The sequence below is a fragment of the Ralstonia sp. A12 genome (assembly GCF_000801955.1).
Taxonomy (GTDB): Bacteria; Pseudomonadota; Gammaproteobacteria; order Burkholderiales; family Burkholderiaceae; genus Ralstonia.
This window is the reverse complement of record NZ_JSZO01000002.1, coordinates 1-16,403: the sequence shown is the minus strand read 5'-3', so window position 1 is coordinate 16,403 and position 16,403 is coordinate 1. Positions and strand designations below refer to the sequence as shown.

General features: G+C 64.4%; 12 protein-coding genes. 7 read left to right on the top strand and 5 right to left on the bottom strand.

What is annotated here, in order from left to right:
• Positions 1–15 precede the first annotated feature (15 nt).
• Positions 16–741 carry an ArsR/SmtB family transcription factor gene (locus PI87_RS04465; RefSeq protein WP_039596500.1) on the bottom strand — a complete coding sequence of 242 codons (726 nt, stop codon included), beginning with the start codon at positions 739–741 and terminating at the stop codon, positions 16–18.
• Positions 742–870: 129 nt separating this feature from the next.
• On the opposite strand from PI87_RS04465, the gene PI87_RS04460 reads away from it, so the two are divergent.
• Complete coding sequence (locus tag PI87_RS04460) at positions 871–2,250, top strand: MFS transporter (RefSeq protein ID WP_039596499.1); 1,380 nt, start codon at positions 871–873, stop codon at positions 2,248–2,250.
• Between the two features lie 50 nt (positions 2,251–2,300).
• Here PI87_RS04460 and PI87_RS04455 read toward each other — a convergent pair whose 3' ends face one another.
• Positions 2,301–4,577, bottom strand: coding sequence for a nitric-oxide reductase large subunit (locus PI87_RS04455; protein ID WP_039596498.1), 2,277 nt, complete (start codon positions 4,575–4,577; stop codon positions 2,301–2,303).
• Between the two features lie 41 nt (positions 4,578–4,618).
• Positions 4,619–4,906, bottom strand: a complete 288-nt coding sequence (locus PI87_RS04450) for a DUF2249 domain-containing protein (protein ID WP_039596497.1) — start codon at positions 4,904–4,906, stop codon at positions 4,619–4,621.
• A gap of 230 nt (positions 4,907–5,136) precedes the next feature.
• On the opposite strand from PI87_RS04450, the gene nirK reads away from it, so the two are divergent.
• From nirK to PI87_RS04435, 3 genes are read left to right on the top strand one after another with little or no spacing between them, the layout of a single operon-like run.
• Positions 5,137–6,633 (top strand): copper-containing nitrite reductase, encoded by a 1,497-nt coding sequence (gene nirK, locus PI87_RS04445; RefSeq protein ID WP_039596496.1) that lies wholly within the window; start codon positions 5,137–5,139, stop codon positions 6,631–6,633.
• Positions 6,634–6,656: 23 nt separating this feature from the next.
• Positions 6,657–7,448 carry an SUMF1/EgtB/PvdO family nonheme iron enzyme gene (locus PI87_RS04440; RefSeq protein WP_039596495.1) on the top strand — a complete coding sequence of 264 codons (792 nt, stop codon included), beginning with the start codon at positions 6,657–6,659 and terminating at the stop codon, positions 7,446–7,448.
• The gene (locus PI87_RS04435; RefSeq protein ID WP_039596494.1) at positions 7,445–8,038 is read left to right on the top strand and encodes an SCO family protein; all 594 of its coding nucleotides are present in this window, start codon (positions 7,445–7,447) and stop codon (positions 8,036–8,038) included. The genes PI87_RS04440 and PI87_RS04435 overlap by 4 nt, the downstream gene beginning before the upstream one ends.
• 432 nt (positions 8,039–8,470) lie before the next feature.
• Here the strand turns inward: PI87_RS04435 and PI87_RS04430 are convergent, their stop codons facing one another.
• Positions 8,471–8,698 (bottom strand): hypothetical protein, encoded by a 228-nt coding sequence (locus tag PI87_RS04430; RefSeq protein ID WP_157003075.1) that lies wholly within the window; start codon positions 8,696–8,698, stop codon positions 8,471–8,473.
• A gap of 173 nt (positions 8,699–8,871) precedes the next feature.
• Between PI87_RS04430 and PI87_RS04425 the strand changes: the two genes are divergently transcribed.
• From PI87_RS04425 to mctP, 3 genes are all read left to right on the top strand, one after another.
• On the top strand, positions 8,872–11,988 hold the full coding sequence (locus PI87_RS04425) for an autotransporter outer membrane beta-barrel domain-containing protein (protein ID WP_198139509.1): 3,117 nt from the start codon (positions 8,872–8,874) through the stop codon (positions 11,986–11,988).
• A gap of 483 nt (positions 11,989–12,471) precedes the next feature.
• A complete protein-coding gene (locus PI87_RS04420) occupies positions 12,472–12,651 on the top strand; it encodes a DUF3311 domain-containing protein (protein WP_039596492.1) in 180 nt (59 codons plus the stop codon).
• Positions 12,651–14,159 (top strand): monocarboxylate uptake permease MctP, encoded by a 1,509-nt coding sequence (gene mctP, locus PI87_RS04415; RefSeq protein WP_039596491.1) that lies wholly within the window; start codon positions 12,651–12,653, stop codon positions 14,157–14,159. Before PI87_RS04420 ends, mctP begins: the two co-directional genes overlap by 1 nt.
• Before the next feature lie 141 nt (positions 14,160–14,300).
• Here the strand turns inward: mctP and PI87_RS04410 are convergent, their stop codons facing one another.
• Positions 14,301–15,887, bottom strand: a complete 1,587-nt coding sequence (locus tag PI87_RS04410) for an isocitrate lyase (protein ID WP_039596490.1) — start codon at positions 15,885–15,887, stop codon at positions 14,301–14,303.
• Positions 15,888–16,403 lie beyond the last annotated feature (516 nt).

The window sequence follows — 16,403 nt, the reverse complement described above, 5'->3', positions numbered from 1 at the left end:
CACTGCTTGATCGCGTTACGTATGACGGTGTTCGGCCTCGCTGCGCACCGTCGCTTCATTCACGCCCAGGCGCTGGTGCAGTTCCTGCCAGCCCTTGGGGGTGACCAGCACCGCGCGTGAGTTGCGCGAGCGCAGCATCCAGCCCGCGTCACACAGGCGATGCAGGAACTGCACGCCGAGCGGCCCCGCCAGGTGATGCGTGCGTTCGGTCCAATCCAGGCATTGCCGCGCCAGCCCGCGCCGCGTTGGGCGGATACCGCGCACGTCGAGCCCCATATCGCCAAACCAGATGACGCCTGCCGTGCTGATCTCGTATTGCTTGTCGGGCATCGGCAGCAGATAGCCGCGAGATTGCAGTGCCTGCGTGACGGCCACGCCAACCTGCCCGGCAAGGTGGTCGTAACAGCAGCGGCAGAAACCCAGTTCGCGCGCCTTGGGGCTGGGTGCTGTGCGCCGCACGGCTGCTGCCGGCGTGATGGCGGCAAGGTGCTCCAGCGCTTGCGCCACGTGCCCACCCGCCAGCCGGAAGTACCGGTGCCGTCCCTCTGTCTCTACCGCAAGCAAGCCCCCATCCAGTAGCTTGGCCAGATGGGTGCTGGCCGTTTGCGCAGTGATGCCGGCGGCATGTGCCAGCTCGCCCGCCGGCAGCGCGCGCCCGTCGAGCAGCGCTGTGAGCATGGCGGCACGTGCCGGGTCGGCAATCAGGAAGGCCGTGCCGGAAAAGCTGTTCAGATGCGACATGTCGGACTCCTTCAGTTACACCCATTTTAGGGACGCCCATGCCGCGATGCTTCGACACGCGTCGAAACGTCGTGCGGGGTGTGGGCCCTACGCTCGGGTCATCGTTTCGTTTTATCGGGGAGCCCAAAGATGGATGGCATGACGCTGCAACAAGCACACACCGCGACCGTGCCACGCAAGCGGCTGGTGCTGTGTGTACTGTCGATGGCCGTACTGGTCGCACAGATCGACACCGCCGTAGTCAACCTGGCCGTACGCCCGATCGGCCAGTTCTTTCATGCAGGCGTTGGCCCTCTGCAGTGGGTGATCGATGCCTACAACCTTGCCTATGCGACGCTGCTGCTCACCGGCGGCTTGCTGGCCGATCTGTACGGGCGGCGGCGTGCGTTCGTGTCGGGGGCGGTGGTGTTTTCGGTGGCTTCCGTGCTGTGCGCGCTGGCGCCGTCGATTGACTGGCTGATTGGTGCGCGGGCGCTTGCGGGGTTGGGGGCGTCGCTGATGCTGCCGGCCTCGCTGGCGATCTTGCGGGTGGTGTGGCGTGACCCGGTCGAGCGTGGGCATGCGCTGGGCGTCTGGGCGGCGTGCAACGGCCTGGCCATGACGATCGGCCCGACGGTGGGCGGCTTGCTCGTCACGCATTTCGGTTGGAGTTCGGTGTTCTGGGTGGTCGTGCCGGTGAGCGTGGCCGCCATGGTGCTGGCTGTGCGCGTGGTGCCGGAATCGTCGGATGCCACGCACCGCCGCTTCGACGCGTTGGCGCAGGTGCTGGGTGCCGTCGTGCTGGGTGGCTTGGCGTTTGCCGCCATTGAAGCGCATCAGGACTGGCGCCTGGCTGTGAGCGTGCTGGCGGTGGCCCTCGGTGCGCTGGTGTGGTTCATCCATGTTGAAGCGCGTCATGGCGGCGCGGCGCTGGTGCCGCTGGATCTCTTCCGCATTCGCGATTTCCGAGGGGCCGTGGTCGCCACGGCGGGCATGACCTTCGGCATGTACGGTGCGCTCTTCCTGCTGCCGTTGATGTGGCAGAGCAGCGGGCGCTTGAGCGTGACGGGTGCGGGTATTGCGCTGATGCCGATGGCGGTGGTGTTCATGGTGGTATCGCCCACGTCGGGCACGGTGGCGCGCCGCGTTGGCGCACGGGTGGCGATGGCGGGCGGCGTGGGCATCATCGCGCTGGGATTGCTGACGCTGGGCGGGTTTGCCGGTGATGCGTCCATCGTGCCGACGGCCATTGGGCTGGCACTCACCGGGCTCGGCATGGGCTTTGCCACCGGGCCGTTGATGAACACTGCCGTGGGTGCAGTCGGGCCGGAGCGCTCGGGCACGGCCTCTGCGCTCGTCAACGTGGCGCGCATGAGCGGTGCGACGCTGGGCGTGGCGATTCTGGGCGCGGTGTATGCGATGGGCGGTGGAGGTGCGCAGGGCCTGCGCATGGCGATGCTGGGTGGCGGTGCGATCCAGCTTGTGTGCGCCGCCTTTGCCTGGATGCAATGCACCCGCAAGCGCGGGTGAGGTGTGATGAGGCTGGGGGCGTACCTTCCCCCCAACCTCGATACGGTTGACTAGCGCGCGGCTTCCGCAGACACGCTCACAGCCTCAGGCTGGCGCGCATTCGGGCGACGCAGCAGGCGAAGCGCATACCACGCCAGCAGTACCGCACCTGCCGCGAACACGATGTCGCCCGGGACGCGCAGCCACACCAGTGTCTCCATCACCGAGGAGTGCACCACTTCCGGCGAGCGTGCATACCACATGCCCTTGGTAACGCTGGCCCAGGCCTGGTAGATGCCGGCGGGCAGCAATGACATGAACACCATCATCGCCAGCCCGAGGTTCAGGCCCCAGAACGCGGGCTTGAGCAGGCGATCGGCATGCAGGCTGCGCGCATAGAGCCCGCGCAGGCAGAACAGCATCAGGCCGATGCCCAGCATGCCGTACACCCCGAACAGTGCGGCGTGCCCGTGGGCCGCCGTCATGTTCAGGCCCTGCACGTAGTACAGCGAAGCCGGCGGATTGATGGCAAAGCCGAGCAGCCCGGCGCCGACGGTGTTCCAGAAGCCCACCGCCACGAAGCACAGCACCGGCCACTTATAGGCACCCAGCCATGCCGCGCCTTGCGTGCGGCGATAGTTCTGCAACGCTTCCAGCCCGATCAGTGTGAGCGGCACCACTTCCAGCGCCGAGAACACAGCCCCCACCGAGATGATCGAGGTCGGTGTCCCCGTGAAGTACAGGTGGTGCAGCGTACCCAGGATGCCGCCGAACAGGAACACGATGGTCTCCGCCACGATGGCACGGTTGGCGCTGGCGGCACGGATCAGACCCAGGCGCGTGAAGATCAGCGCGACGACGGCAGTGGCGAACACCTCGAAGAAGCCTTCGACCCACAGATGCACGAGCCACCAGCGCCAGTACTCGATCATCGAGTAGTGCGTGTGTTGCCCCCACACCAGCGAGGTCGAATAGAACCCGCCGATGCACGTGGCCGACAGAAACACCATGGCGATCAGCCCACGCGATTCTGATGGCGTTTTCAACGCCGGCCACAGCGCGCGGCCCAGCAGTACCACCCAGAACAGCAGGCCCACGAACAGCAGCAGTTGCCAGACGCGGCCCATGCTGGTGTATTCCAGGCCCTGGTTGCCGAGCCAGAAGCTGAAGTCCACCCCGCGATGCTGCAGCGTGCCGAGCCAGCCCGTGGCGGTAGAACCCACCACGATGAAGATCAGCGCCCAGAACAGCAGGTCGACCCCCAGCTTCTGAAGCCTCGGCTCACGCCCCGACAGCAGCGGCGCGATATACAGCCCGGTGGCCAGCCACGCCGTGGCAATCCACAGCACGCCGAGCTGCGTGTGCACCGTGCGGCTGATCACATAAGGCAGCACCTGCGCCAGCGGAATCCCGAAGAACGATTCGCCTTCCACCGCATAGTGCGCGGTGATGGCGCCCATGCCGATCTGCACCAGCATCAGCCCGATCACAGCAAAGAAGTACTTGCGCGTGGCCTTCATTGACGGGGTGGCAACCACTTTGAGGAACGGGTCGCTCGCCAGCGGTGCGGCGTCTTCCTCATGCTTGCCCGCGCCGTGAATCCACAGCATGGCGGCAATGCCGGCCAGCAACAGGATGATGCTGACCATCGACCACATGGCCGCGCCGCCGGTCATGGTGTTGCCCACCAGCGGTTCGTGCGGCCAGTTGCTGGTGTAGGACACATCGGTTTCGCCTGGGCGGTCGGCAGCGGCTGCCCACGAGGTCCAGAAGAAGAACGCGGCCAGTGCTTCACGGTCTGCCGGATCCGGCAGCGCACCGGTGGCCATGGCGTACTGCTCACGCAGCTTGGCCAGTGACGGATCGGTGCCGAATAGCGCCTCAAAGTGCCGGGCCACGTCGCGGATGGCCTGCGCGCGCTCTGGCGATACGGTGATGCTGTTGCGGCTCGCGTCGTACGTGTTGCGGCGCATCTCCTCTTTGACGGTGGCGTCGAGTGCCGCCTGTTCGGCAGCGTTCAATGGCTTGGCCGCGCCGTACAACTGCTGTGCGCGCAGGGTTTGCAACGTGGTCGCTTCCCGGTGCAGCCAGTCGGCTGACCAGTCCGGGGCGACATAGCTGCCGTGGCCCCAGACGGTGCCGAGCTGCTGGCCGCCGGCCGACAGCCAGGCCTGCTGACCATGCTCGATTTGCTCACCGGTAAACAGCACGTCGCCGGCCGTGGTGACGACCGCCTGCGGAATGGGCGGCGCGGCCAGATAGATCTGGCGCCCCAGATACCCAAGCGCCCCGAACGACAGGACAAAGATCAGGCCGAGCCACCGCCACAGCCTACGGTTGGTGTTCATGACAGGTTCCTCGCAAGGGTGCGATCAGGAGAAGTTCAGACTCAGGCGCCGCCGCAACCGCCGCAGCATTGGCCGGTGCTGGCTGCCGACGCCACCCGGGTGATGGCCACGCGCCACGTGTTGGGGCCGCGTTCCAGCGTGTCCCACGCGAACTGGCCGGGGCGCTCGATCTGGAACTGAGATCGCAGCGGTAGCGGATCGTGATCGTTGATCAGCACCAGCGCCTGGCCGATTCCCAGCGTGTTGAAGGTCGAGAAGATCAACGGATGGCGCTCGCGCGGTGCCAGCACGCGCAAGTCGAGTTGGAGGGAGGATGCGATCTGTGTCATGGGAACTCCGCTTCGTGGGGTGCAGCATCTAAAAGATGCATTGAAGATGCATTTATATTAGTGAGCGCAATCTGGCGCGCTATTGATGTAGATCAGATGCTTGTTTAATGCGTGGCTTGATGTCCGATGGCAGGCAAAGCGGCCCTCTGCGTTTGCGCTGCGTCAAAACCCGGTTGGCAAGCCGCTTCTAACGTGGAGTGGACAACATCGATCAACCAACGGGAGAAAAAATGAGCCCCCTACAAACGGTTCGCCGCCTGATCCGCGCGAGCTTCGCTTCCATGGCGTTGGGTGCGCTGCTGGCGGGTGGCGCGGCGCAGGCTGCATCCAAGTTGCCGGGCGATTTCGGTCCGCCGCGCGGTGCGCCCATCCGCGCCGTGCTCACCAGCCCGCCGAATGTGCCACCCGCGGTCAACCGCAACTACCCGGCCAAGGTCATTGTCGAGCTGGAGGTGGTGGAGAAGGAGATGCAGATCTCCGAAGGGGTGAGCTACACCTTCTGGACGTTCGGCGGCACGGTACCCGGCAGCTTCATCCGCGTGCGGCAGGGCGACACGGTGGAGTTCCACCTGAAGAACCACCCAGGCAGCAAGATGCCGCACAACATTGACCTGCACGGCGTGACCGGGCCGGGTGGCGGCGCGGCATCGAGCTTCACCGCACCGGGACATGAATCGCAGTTCACCTTCAAGGCGCTCAACGAGGGCATCTACGTTTACCACTGCGCCACGGCACCGGTCGGCATGCATATCGCCAACGGCATGTATGGCCTGATCCTGGTCGAGCCGCCCGAGGGCCTGCCCAAGGTCGACCATGAGTACTACGTGATGCAGGGCGACTTCTACACCACCGGCAAGTACCGCGAGAAGGGCCTGCAGCCGTTCGACATGGAAAAGGCCATCGACGAACGCCCAAGCTACGTGCTCTTCAACGGCGCAGAAGGTGCACTGACCGGCGACAAGGCGCTGCACGCCAAGGTGGGCGAGACGGTGCGCATTTTCGTCGGCAATGGTGGGCCCAACCTGGTGTCGAGCTTCCACGTGATCGGCGCGATCTTTGACCAGGTGCGCTACGAGGGCGGCACCAACGTGCAGAAGAACGTGCAGACCACGCTGATCCCGGCAGGCGGCGCGGCCGTCGTCAAGTTCACGGCCAAGGTTCCCGGCAGCTATGTGCTGGTTGACCACTCGATCTTCCGCGCCTTCAACAAGGGCGCCCTGGCCATCCTCAAGATCGATGGCCCTGAGAACAAGGCCATCTATTCGGGCAAGGAGCTGGACTCGGTGTACCTGGGTGATCGTGCTGCGCCCAACATGACGGCCGTGACCACGGCAACGCTGGCATCGGCGTCGGGCACGCTCACCGTGCAGGATCAGGTGCAGGCCGGCCGCGCGTTGTTTGCGGGTACCTGCTCGGTGTGCCACCAGGGTAGCGGTGCCGGGCTGCCCGGCGTGTTTCCGCCGCTGGCCAAGTCGGACTTCCTGGCCGCCGACCCGAAGCGCGCGATCAGCGTTCTGCTGCACGGCCTGAACGGCAAGATCAAGGTGAACGGCCAGGACTACGACTCGGTCATGCCGCCCATGACGCAGCTCAACGATGACGAGGTCGCCAACATCCTGACCTACGTGCTCAACAGCTGGGACAACCCCGGCGGCCGGGTGAGCGCGGACGAAGTCAAGAAGGCCCGCGCTCAGCCGGCCCCGGCCAAGGCCGCGGCCGAGCACTGACCCCGTCGCCAAGCGAGATCGTCATGACCTGCCTGCCCCGCCGCCTTGCCGCCGCCTTGCTGGTGCTGGCCAGTGCCGTCGCCCAGGGCGCGGACTATGTGCGGCTGCCCGGCGGCGACTTTGACAGCGTGCTGCCGCAGAACGCGCCTGGCTTGCCGCAGCGCGTGCGCATCGAACCCTTCGCACTGCGCACGACGCCCGTGACCATTGGCGAGTACCTGGCCTTTGTGCAGACGCACGCCGCATGGCGCCGAGACCGTGTGCCCGAGGTGTTTGCCAGCGCGTCGTATCTGGCGGATTGGGCCGACGCACTGCACCCGAATCCGCAGGCACCCCTGCAGGCACCTGTAACGGGCGTGGGCTGGTTTGCCGCGCGCGCCTATTGCGAGACCGAGGGCTCGCGCCTGCCCACCTGGCTGGAGTGGGAGTCTGCCGCCGCCGCCGATGCCACCCGTGCCGACGCGCGTGACGACCCGCAATGGGCCCAACGCATCCTGGGCTGGTACGAGCGGCCGGCACAGCGCGTCCTGCCGCCGGTGGGCGGCCCACCCGATGTGCACGGCGTGCGCGACCTGCACGGCCTGATTTGGGAATGGGTCGACGATTTCAACGCGCTCTTCATTGCCGGTGACAGCCGCACCCAGGGCGACCCCGACAAGCAGCAGTTTTGCGGCGCCGGTGCCATCAGCATCGTACGGCGCGACAGCTATGCCGTGCTGATGCGCGTGGCGCTGCTGTCTTCCCTCAATGGCGCAGATACCACCGCAAGCCTCGGCTTCCGCTGTGCCCGAACCCTTCACGGAGAAACACCATGACGTTGTTGAACCCCATGCGCCGTGCCATGTTGGCGCTGCTTCTTATGACTGGCCTGGCTGTGGCTGGTACTGCACAAGCCGCAGACACACTTGCCTCCGGTTCGCTCTATCAATCCGACGTGACGTTGACCGACCAGAACGGCCGCGCCTTCCACCTGGCCGACCTGCGCGGGCAGCCGGTGCTGATCAGCATGTTCTATGCGTCGTGCCAGATGGTCTGCCCGATGATCTTCGAGACCATCAAGGCCACGCTGGCCAAGGGCGGCAAGCCCGCGCAAGACGGCGTGCGGGTGGTGATGATCACCGTCGACCCCGAGCGCGATTCGGTTGCGGCGCTCAAGCAGACGGCCGCCGCACATGGCGCGGGCGACCACTGGCAGATCGCACGTACCGACAGTAGCGGCACCCGCGCCGTTGCTGCCCTCCTGGGTGTGCAGTACCGGCGTCTGGCCAGCGGTGATTTCAACCACTCCAGCACCATCCTCCTGCTCGATGCCGACGGGCGCATCAACGCGCGCACCAACACGCTCGGCGCGACCGACCCGAAGCTGGTGGAAGCGATGCGCAAGCTGGTGGCGGCCAAGCCCTGAACCTGGGGTGCCTTGCGACGCAGGGTCGCAGGCGCCCTATTTGACGCTCGCCCAAAAAAATACCCGGCGAGGGGAATGCCGGGCTAAGTGGGATGGGAAAGCAAGTCGGTGAAGTGACATTACAAGAGTTCTTTTATTGAGATTGAAAAGAATCTTAAAACGGAGTGGTTTTTGGAGGGATCACTCTAATTAAATGGGCGCTTAGTCGTGCGCAATCGATTGGGCTTAGTCCTTTGCTGGTAAGGGTTTGCGAGGGGTGGCAAACGATTTGCAGAAATCGTCACGGTGCAGTTTTCATTGTCCGGATCATTAAAGAATGGTGGCCTGATTTGGCGGATAAAAAACAAAACATACGTCTGAATCGGCCTAAACAAACACCCAAAAAATTGGCGTGCCAATCGTATGCGGTGATTGCATTGCGCATCTCCGCAATCATTTATCTGCCTGAGCAGACTCTTTACATTTGTTGAATTTTCGATCGCCGGGGCTGCCCAGAATCCACCCCATCGACGAGTCAGTGTCGCCTGCACACCCAACGGGGCCGTGCAACTGAATCGTTTGCGGGCCGGAGCCGCCATCAGAGTGGCCCGCCTGCTCGCCCGGCATCGTGATCTGCATGCCGGTTGCAAGGCGGCAACGAACGGGGAAGTTCGTTTCCATCCATCCACCCATTGTTTTCTCGGAGCGGTGTCTGCTCCGCTGACGAAGCCTTGGTGTGTCGGGTCCAGCGTTTTGAGACGAGCGTGGCGCGGTATGCAGGGATGTCGTCGGCGGTGCCGGCACGGGAAATCATTATGCCGACGACATCTCTACGCCGCTGCAAGCGGCAACGCATGCTTTCTATCGCGCTAGTGGCCTCGCCGCTGGCACTCTGCGGGCTGGAGGCGCAAGCCACCTGCACCACCACCGGCACCACCACCACGTGCGATGCCACCTCGCCCAACCCCTGGACGCAAACTGTCGGCACCGGCAACAAGGCCGTTGAAGACAACCGTACAGTAACGGTGCAGACCGGCAGCACGATCAGCGTGGGCAGCGCCAACGCCATCAGCTTGCGCGACAACGCCAACATCAACGTGCAGGGCGGTGCCACCGTCAGCAACAACGCCACCAGCGGCCCGGGCCTGTTCAACACCGGCAACAACACGATCGAGTTCCGCAACAACGGCACGCTCACGGTGGCCGAGGGCGGCAGCGTGCTGTCCAACGGCCGGCAGAACAATGGCGAGGCCGTCAACGTGATGGGCTCGGGCAACACCGTCATCAACAACGGGACGATCCGCGCGAACAACGCGGCGGCCATCTGGTTCGACAACCTGAGCGGCAGCAACACCATCATCAACAACGAGACGGGCGTGATCCAGGCGCCGGGCAACGTGATCGGCAGCGCGGGCAATGCCAGCGTGGATTTCACCAACAAGGGCATCGTGCGCGGCAACCTCGTGTTTGCGGGCGGCAACGACACGCTGCGCCTGTTCACGGGCTCGACCATCACCGGCAATTTCAACGGTGGCGGCGGCGCCAACACGATCTATCTGAGCGGCACGGGCGATAGCGCATTGCCCGGCAACATCAGCAACTTCCAGACGCTCATCAAGAACGACACCGGCACCTGGACGCTGACCGGCACCGTGAGCGGCGTGCAGAACGCCACCGTGCAACAGGGCACGCTCATCCTCACCGGCAACAACGCTGCGTACACCGGCAACATCACCGTGGATGCGGCGGGCACGCTGCAAGGCCGCGCGCAGAGCCTGATGCCGACCATCGTCAACAACGGCCTGGTGCGCTTTGACCAGCCGGATGCCGGCACCTACGCGGGGTTGATCTCCGGCGCGGGCGCGGTGGAGAAGACTGGTGCGGGCACGCTTACGCTGGCGCCCACGGCTGCTGGCGGCAATACATACACCGGCGGCACCAGCATCAACGGCGGCACCGTGGCCATCAGCGCAGACAACGCGTTGGGTGCCGCCACAGGCGGGCTGTCGTTCAACGGCGGCACGCTGCAGCTGAACCAGAATCTCGATCTGGCCGGCACGCGTGCCGTCACGCTCAATGCGGGCGGTGGCACGATCGATACGCAAGGCTTTTCGTCGACGCTGTCGCAGGGCATCACGGGCAGCGGCGCGCTGACCAAGCTCGGCAGCGGTGTGCTGACCCTCAACGGCAACAACAGCGTTGGCGGTGGCACGACCGTTGCGGTCGGCACGCTGGTGGTGGGCGATGCCACGCACGGCAATGCGTTGCTGGCGGGTTCCACGCTGGTCAACAATGGCGCCACGCTGGGCGGCTTTGGCAGCGCGCGCGGCAGCGTGCGCAACGACGGCACGCTGGCCGTGGCCGATGCCGTACCGTCGCTCGCAGGCTCCGGCACGGGCACCTTCGCCATCAACGGCGCGCTATTCAATACGGGCCTGATGCAAGTCGGCGGCGCGAGCGTGGGCAATCGTTTGGCAGTCAACGGCAGCTTCATGGGCGCGGGCGGCACGCTGGCGCTCAACACGCAATTGGGCGCCGACAACTCGCCGACCGATCAGCTCGTTCTGTCGGGCGGCGGCGCTGCGGGCAACACAGCCGTGCGCATCACCAACGTAGGTGGCGCGGGTGCGCAGACCACGGGCAACGGCATTCCGGTCGTGGTGGCCATGAATGGTGCGACCACGCAGGCGGGTGCGTTTGCACTGGCCGCACCGGTGGTTGCGGGGCCGTACGAGTACACGCTGGTTCGCGGCGGCAATGGTTCGGCGGATAGCTGGTACCTGCGTTCGACGCGCCCAGCCCCAACGCCGGATCCCACGCCCGATCCGCAACCGCAGCCGCAGCCTGATCCGAAGCCGCAGCCCCAGCCGGACCCCAAGCCGCAGCCCGATCCGACCCCGGACCCCAAGCCGCAGCCCGATCCGACCCCGGACCCCAAGCCGATCGACCCGACGCCCAACGAGACGACCAACCCCACCGTGCCCGAGGTGCCGAACTACCGGCCCGAGGTGTCGCTGTACACCGCAGTGCCGTCGATGGCGCTGATGGTCAGCCGCGCCATGCTCGACACGCTGCACGAGCGCGTGGGCGATGAAACCCTGCTGCGCACGGGTGTGCCGAACGGTGACAAGGCCTTCAACGGTGCCTGGGCACGCGTGATCGGCCAGAAGGGCAGCCGCATGTCGGACGGCGGCATCTACGGCGCTGACGGCCCGGCGTTCGACTACAAGCTGGCCGCCGTGCAGCTCGGCGGTGACCTCTACCGTGCGCAGAATGCCGATAACAGCCGCGACCACGCCGGCGTGATGTTCTCCACCGGCCGCATCTCCGGCGACGTCACGCATGCCGATGGCACCAACGCTGGCAGCAACGGCATCAACGCCACCACGGTGGGCGTCTACTGGACGCACTTCAGCCCCAACGACTGGTACGTCGATGCGGTTGCACAGGGTACGCGCTACGACGTCACGTCGTCGCCGACGCGCATGGCGGGGCTGACCTCGCATGGCCTCGGCTATGCGCTGTCGTTGGAAACGGGCTACCCGATTGCGCTGGAAAACCGCTGGCGCGTCGAGCCGCAGGCGCAGTTGATCTACCAGCGCATCGGCTTGGCCGATGGCGCGGACCCGGCAGCGCAGGTGCACTTCGGTAACGCGCAATCGCTGCTCGGCCGGGTGGGCGTGCGTGTGGCGAAAGACTGGGGCGACACGCCCGAGCGTCCGCGTTCCACGTGGTTCCGGGCGAGCGTGTGGCAGGAGTTCCGCGGCACGACCACCACGTCGTTCTCGTCGGCCAACGGCTGGGTGCCGTTCACCTCGAGCATGCCCGCCACCGTGGTCGACCTGCAGGCCGGCGTGACGGCACAGTTCACGCGCACGGCATCGTTCTATGCCAGCGTGGGCTACCAGATCAGCACCGATGGCCGCCTGCACGGCTACGACGGCAAGCTCGGCCTGCGCTGGAACTGGTAATGCGAGCGCACTGAAGCCGCGTGCAACACGCGCAGCAGGAATACCCCCGGACGCGCCGGGGGTTCTGCTGCAATGCGGTATCCACAATGCGCCACGACGGGGAGCCCCGGCCTATGCCGGTGGCTCCCCGTTTTGCTTGGCGCCAGGCGGTGCGATGGTTGGCTTGCGCATTTTTCTCACGTATTCGAAGCGCAAGACGTGATGCTGGAATTCGTGGAAACCCTAGGAAACCCGCGCCAACCTTAGCGATTGGTTATTTCACGCGAAAAGCATACGCTTACTACGTAGTACTACGTGTGGTGAGTGCGTACAGGTGCGGATGGTATTGCGGGGATGGCGCGATCACAGTGCGCCGGACAACAAGAAAGGCGGAAAGCATTCCGTCAGAAATCCGACCGGCCACGCATCGGGGCGTGGCACCTCACCGGTTCAAAACAACATCCGAACAACAACTGAAGTCCCTCGAGCATCAGGAGACAACCCATGAAGTTCTTGCTCGCACTCCCATTCATCGGCCTGCTGTGGGTGCCGTTCTACAACCAGGAAGCGCCCGCGCTCTTCGGCTTTCCGTTCTTCTACTGGTACCAGTTCCTGTGGGTGCCGATCACCTCATTGCTGATCTGGATCGTCTTCAAGAACGGTCAGAGCAAAGGAGAAGAATGATGGACGGACAGATCAACTGGACTGCGCTCGCGGTCTTCGTCTTCTTCTTTGCGCTGGTGACGGTGCTGGGCTTCATCGCCTCGCGCTGGCAGCGTGGGCAGTCTGACAAGGGCGCGCACATTGACGAATGGGGCCTGGGCGGCCGCAACTTCGGCACCTGGATCACGTGGTTCCTGGTGGGCGGCGATTTCTACACCGCCTACACCGTGATCGCCGTGCCGGCACTGGTGTATGCCGTGGGTGCGTACGGCTTCTTCGCGCTGCCGTACACGATCCTGGTGTACCCGATCGTGTTCCTCATCATGCCCAAGCTGTGGAAGGTGGCGCATGCCAACGGCCACGTCACGGCGGCTGATGCGGTGTATGGCCGCTACGGTTCGCGCTCGCTGGAGTTTGCGGTGGCACTGACCGGCGTGGTGGCGACGATGCCGTACATCGCGCTGCAGCTCATCGGCATGGAGGTCGTGATCAAGGCACTGGGCCTGACGGGTGAACTGCCGCTGGCGGCCGCCTTCGTCATCCTGGCGCTGTACACGTACTCCGCCGGCCTGCGCGCCCCGGCGCTCATCGCCTTCGTCAAAGACATCATGATCTACATCGTGGTGCTGGTGGCGGTGGTGCTGGTGCCGGCCAAGCTGGGCGGCTACGGTGCGGTGTTTGCCACGGCGCATGACGCGTTTGCCCTCAAGGGCGGCGCGACGGGCCTGACGCTCAAGTCGGCGCAGTTCCTGCCGTTCGCCACGCTGGCGATTGGCTCGGCGCTGGCGGCGTTCATGTATCCGCACACGCTCACCGGCATCTTTGCCGCGCGCAGTGCAGACACCATCCGCAAGAACGCCGTGTTCCTGCCGGCCTACACCGTGCTGCTGGGCCTGATTGCGCTGCTGGGCTTCATGGCCTACGCGGCGGGCATCAAGGTCACCAACAACAACGACGTGGTGCCCGCGCTGTTCAACGCGCTGTTCCCGAGCTGGTTCACGGGCTTTGCGTTCTCGGCCATCGCCATCGGTGCGCTGGTGCCGGCGGCGGTCATGTCGATTGGTGCGGCCAACCTGTTCACGCGCAACTTCTGGAAGCCCTACGTAACCCCCGATCTCACGCCGGCCGGCGAAGAGAAGGTGGCCAAGGTGATCTCGCTGATCGTCAAGGCGGGCGCGCTGGTGTTCATCCTGTTCCTGCCCACCAAGTTTGCGCTGGACCTGCAACTGCTGGGCGGCGTGTGGATCGTGCAGACCTTCCCGTCGGTGGTGTTCGGGCTGTTCAACCTGTCCAACCGCTTCCGCGCACCTGCGCTGCTGGCGGGCTGGGCGGCAGGCATGATCAGCGGGAGCTGGCTGGCGTTCTCCGACGGCATCAAGCCCGTACACACCTTCGTGATCGGCGGCGACAAGTACACCATCTACACGGGCCTCGCGGCGCTGGTGTTCAACATCGTCGTGGCGGTGGTGGTGCAGCTGATCTTCGGTAAGCGTGGGGAAGAATCGCCTGCGCTGCGTCAGGCACGTTGATTGATCGCGCGACGCATTGCGTAGCAGGAAGGGCCGGTGCCGAAGGGTGCCGGCCCTTCTTGTTTGGGCCTTCGCGTCATCACGCAGGACAAAAAAAACGCCAACCCGTAGGTTGGCGTTCTGCTTAGGGTACGACCAGGATCAGTGGAACTGATTCATGGTGTTGTCCTTACCCGCGGCCTTCAGCGCTGCTTCACCGCTGAAGTATTCCTTGTGGTCGTCGCCGATGTCCGAGCCCGACATGTTCTGGTGCTTCACGCAGGCGATGCCCTGACGGATTTCCTTGCGCTGCACGCCAGCCACGTAGCCCAGCATGCCCTGGTCGCCGAAGTATTCCTTGGCCAGGTTGTCGGTCGACAGCGCGGCGGTGTGGTACGTCGGCAGCGTGATCAGGTGGTGGAAGATACCGGCTTGGCGCGATGCATCTGCCTGGAACGTGCGGATCTTCTCGTCAGCCTGCTTGGCGAGTTCGGTGTCGTCGTATTCCGTGCTCATCAGCGCGGCGCGCTCGTAGGCCGACACGTCCTTGCCGGCTTCCTTCATGGCGTCATACACCTGCTGACGGAAGTTCAGCGTCCAGTTGAACGACGGGCTGTTGTTGTACACCAGCTTGGCGTTCGGGATGACCTTGCGGATCTCGCTCACCATGCCGCCGATCTGGGCGATGTGCGGCTTTTCGGTTTCGATCCACAGCAGGTCAGCACCGTTCTGCAGCGAGGTGATGCAATCCAGCACGCAACGTGCTTCGCCCGTACCGGCGCGGAACTGGAACAGGTTGCTCGGCAGACGCTTCGGACGCAGCAGCTTGCCGTCGCGCTTGATGATCACGTCACCGTTGCCCAGTTGGTCGGCCGACAGTTCTTCGCAGTCGAGGAACGCGTTGTATTGGTCGCCCAGGTCGCCCGGCTCGTTGGTCACAGCGATCTGCTTGGTCAGGCCAGCGCCCAGCGAGTCGGTACGCGCCACGATGATGCCGTCGTCCACGCCCAGCTCCAGGAACGCGTAGCGGATCGCGCGGATCTTGGCCAGGAAGTCCTCATGCGGCACGGTGACCTTGCCATCTTGGTGGCCGCACTGCTTCTCGTCCGACACTTGGTTTTCGATCTGGATGCAGCATGCACCCGCTTCAATGAACTGCTTGGCCAGCAGGTACGTGGCTTCTGCATTGCCGAAACCAGCGTCGATGTCGGCAATGATGGGCACCACGTGCGTGACGTGGTTGTCGATCTTCTGCTGGATGGCGGCCTTGGCGGCGGCATCCTTGGCAGCGTCCAGATCGCGGAACAGGCCGCCCAGTTCACGGGCATCAGCCTGGCGCAGGAAGGTGTACAGCTCGCGGATCAGCGCGCTGACCGACGTCTTCTCGTGCATCGACTGGTCCGGCAGCGGGCCGAACTCCGAGCGCAGCGCAGCAACCATCCAGCCCGACAGGTACAGGTAACGGCGCTCGGTGCTGTTGAAGTGCTTCTTGATGGAAATCATCTTCTGCTGACCGATGAAACCGTGCCAGCAACCCAGCGACTGCGTGTACTTGGCCGGATCCGCATCGTAGGCGGCCATGTCGGCGCGCATGATCTTGGCGGTGTACTTGGCGATGTCCAGACCCGTCTTGAACTTGTTCTGCGCGCGCATGCGGGCAGCGTACTCAGGGTTGATCGCATTCCATGCGCTGCCGTGGGTTTCCTTCAAACCGGCAACTGCCTTGATGTCGTCTTGGTACTGGGCCATGTCAATTTCCTAGAGGTAAAGCGCGTTTGAGAAGAATCGGTTGCGTGTGCAGCTACGGAGTTCGAAGCGAGCAGCGTGGAATCATTGTAGGACGGTTGTGATGCACCGCGGCAAAGTCTTATATAAGACATAAGAGTTATGTTTTCTTTATTTTTCAATGGGTTAGGTGACTAATTTTGCGATGCGGAATGCTTTTTCAGCAAACGGGAAGGCCGCGCCGGGAAAATTCGGCGCAGATTTCGTAATGTGAAACGATCTTTCGGCGGGCGAAGGCGGGGGCTACGCGGGGAAGAACGCTCGCCGTGCATCAGGCGCGCCGATTGGATGTGCGGAGCGTGTTTGCAGCAAAGAAGAAGGAAGGGCTGGTGCCGAAGGGGGGGCCGGCCCTTTCAATTTGGTTCAAAGGTCTGCCCAGCTCGAGGTGTCAGTCCCGTAACGGCGGCTGTGCCGATCCGCACGTGGTTTCACGCGGTATGCGCCTACTTTCACTTCACGGCTGGAGCAGCCCCCTGAATC

Excerpts from the sequence above, each read along its gene's own strand:
- PI87_RS04430 (WP_157003075.1), bottom strand. The coding sequence starts at position 8,698 with ATGGAAACGAACTTCCCCGTTCGTTGCCGCCTTGCAACCGGCATGCAG.
- PI87_RS04465 (WP_039596500.1), bottom strand. The coding sequence starts at position 741 with ATGTCGCATCTGAACAGCTTTTCCGGCACGGCCTTCCTGATTGCCGAC.
- PI87_RS04450 (WP_039596497.1), bottom strand. The coding sequence starts at position 4,906 with ATGACACAGATCGCATCCTCCCTCCAACTCGACTTGCGCGTGCTGGCA.
- PI87_RS04425 (WP_198139509.1), top strand. The coding sequence starts at position 8,872 with ATGCTTTCTATCGCGCTAGTGGCCTCGCCGCTGGCACTCTGCGGGCTG.
- mctP (WP_039596491.1), top strand. The coding sequence starts at position 12,651 with ATGGACGGACAGATCAACTGGACTGCGCTCGCGGTCTTCGTCTTCTTC.
- PI87_RS04440 (WP_039596495.1), top strand. The coding sequence starts at position 6,657 with ATGACCTGCCTGCCCCGCCGCCTTGCCGCCGCCTTGCTGGTGCTGGCC.
- PI87_RS04460 (WP_039596499.1), top strand. The coding sequence starts at position 871 with ATGGATGGCATGACGCTGCAACAAGCACACACCGCGACCGTGCCACGC.
- PI87_RS04455 (WP_039596498.1), bottom strand. The coding sequence starts at position 4,577 with ATGAACACCAACCGTAGGCTGTGGCGGTGGCTCGGCCTGATCTTTGTC.
- nirK (WP_039596496.1), top strand. The coding sequence starts at position 5,137 with ATGAGCCCCCTACAAACGGTTCGCCGCCTGATCCGCGCGAGCTTCGCT.
- PI87_RS04410 (WP_039596490.1), bottom strand. The coding sequence starts at position 15,887 with ATGGCCCAGTACCAAGACGACATCAAGGCAGTTGCCGGTTTGAAGGAA.
- PI87_RS04420 (WP_039596492.1), top strand. The coding sequence starts at position 12,472 with ATGAAGTTCTTGCTCGCACTCCCATTCATCGGCCTGCTGTGGGTGCCG.
- PI87_RS04435 (WP_039596494.1), top strand. The coding sequence starts at position 7,445 with ATGACGTTGTTGAACCCCATGCGCCGTGCCATGTTGGCGCTGCTTCTT.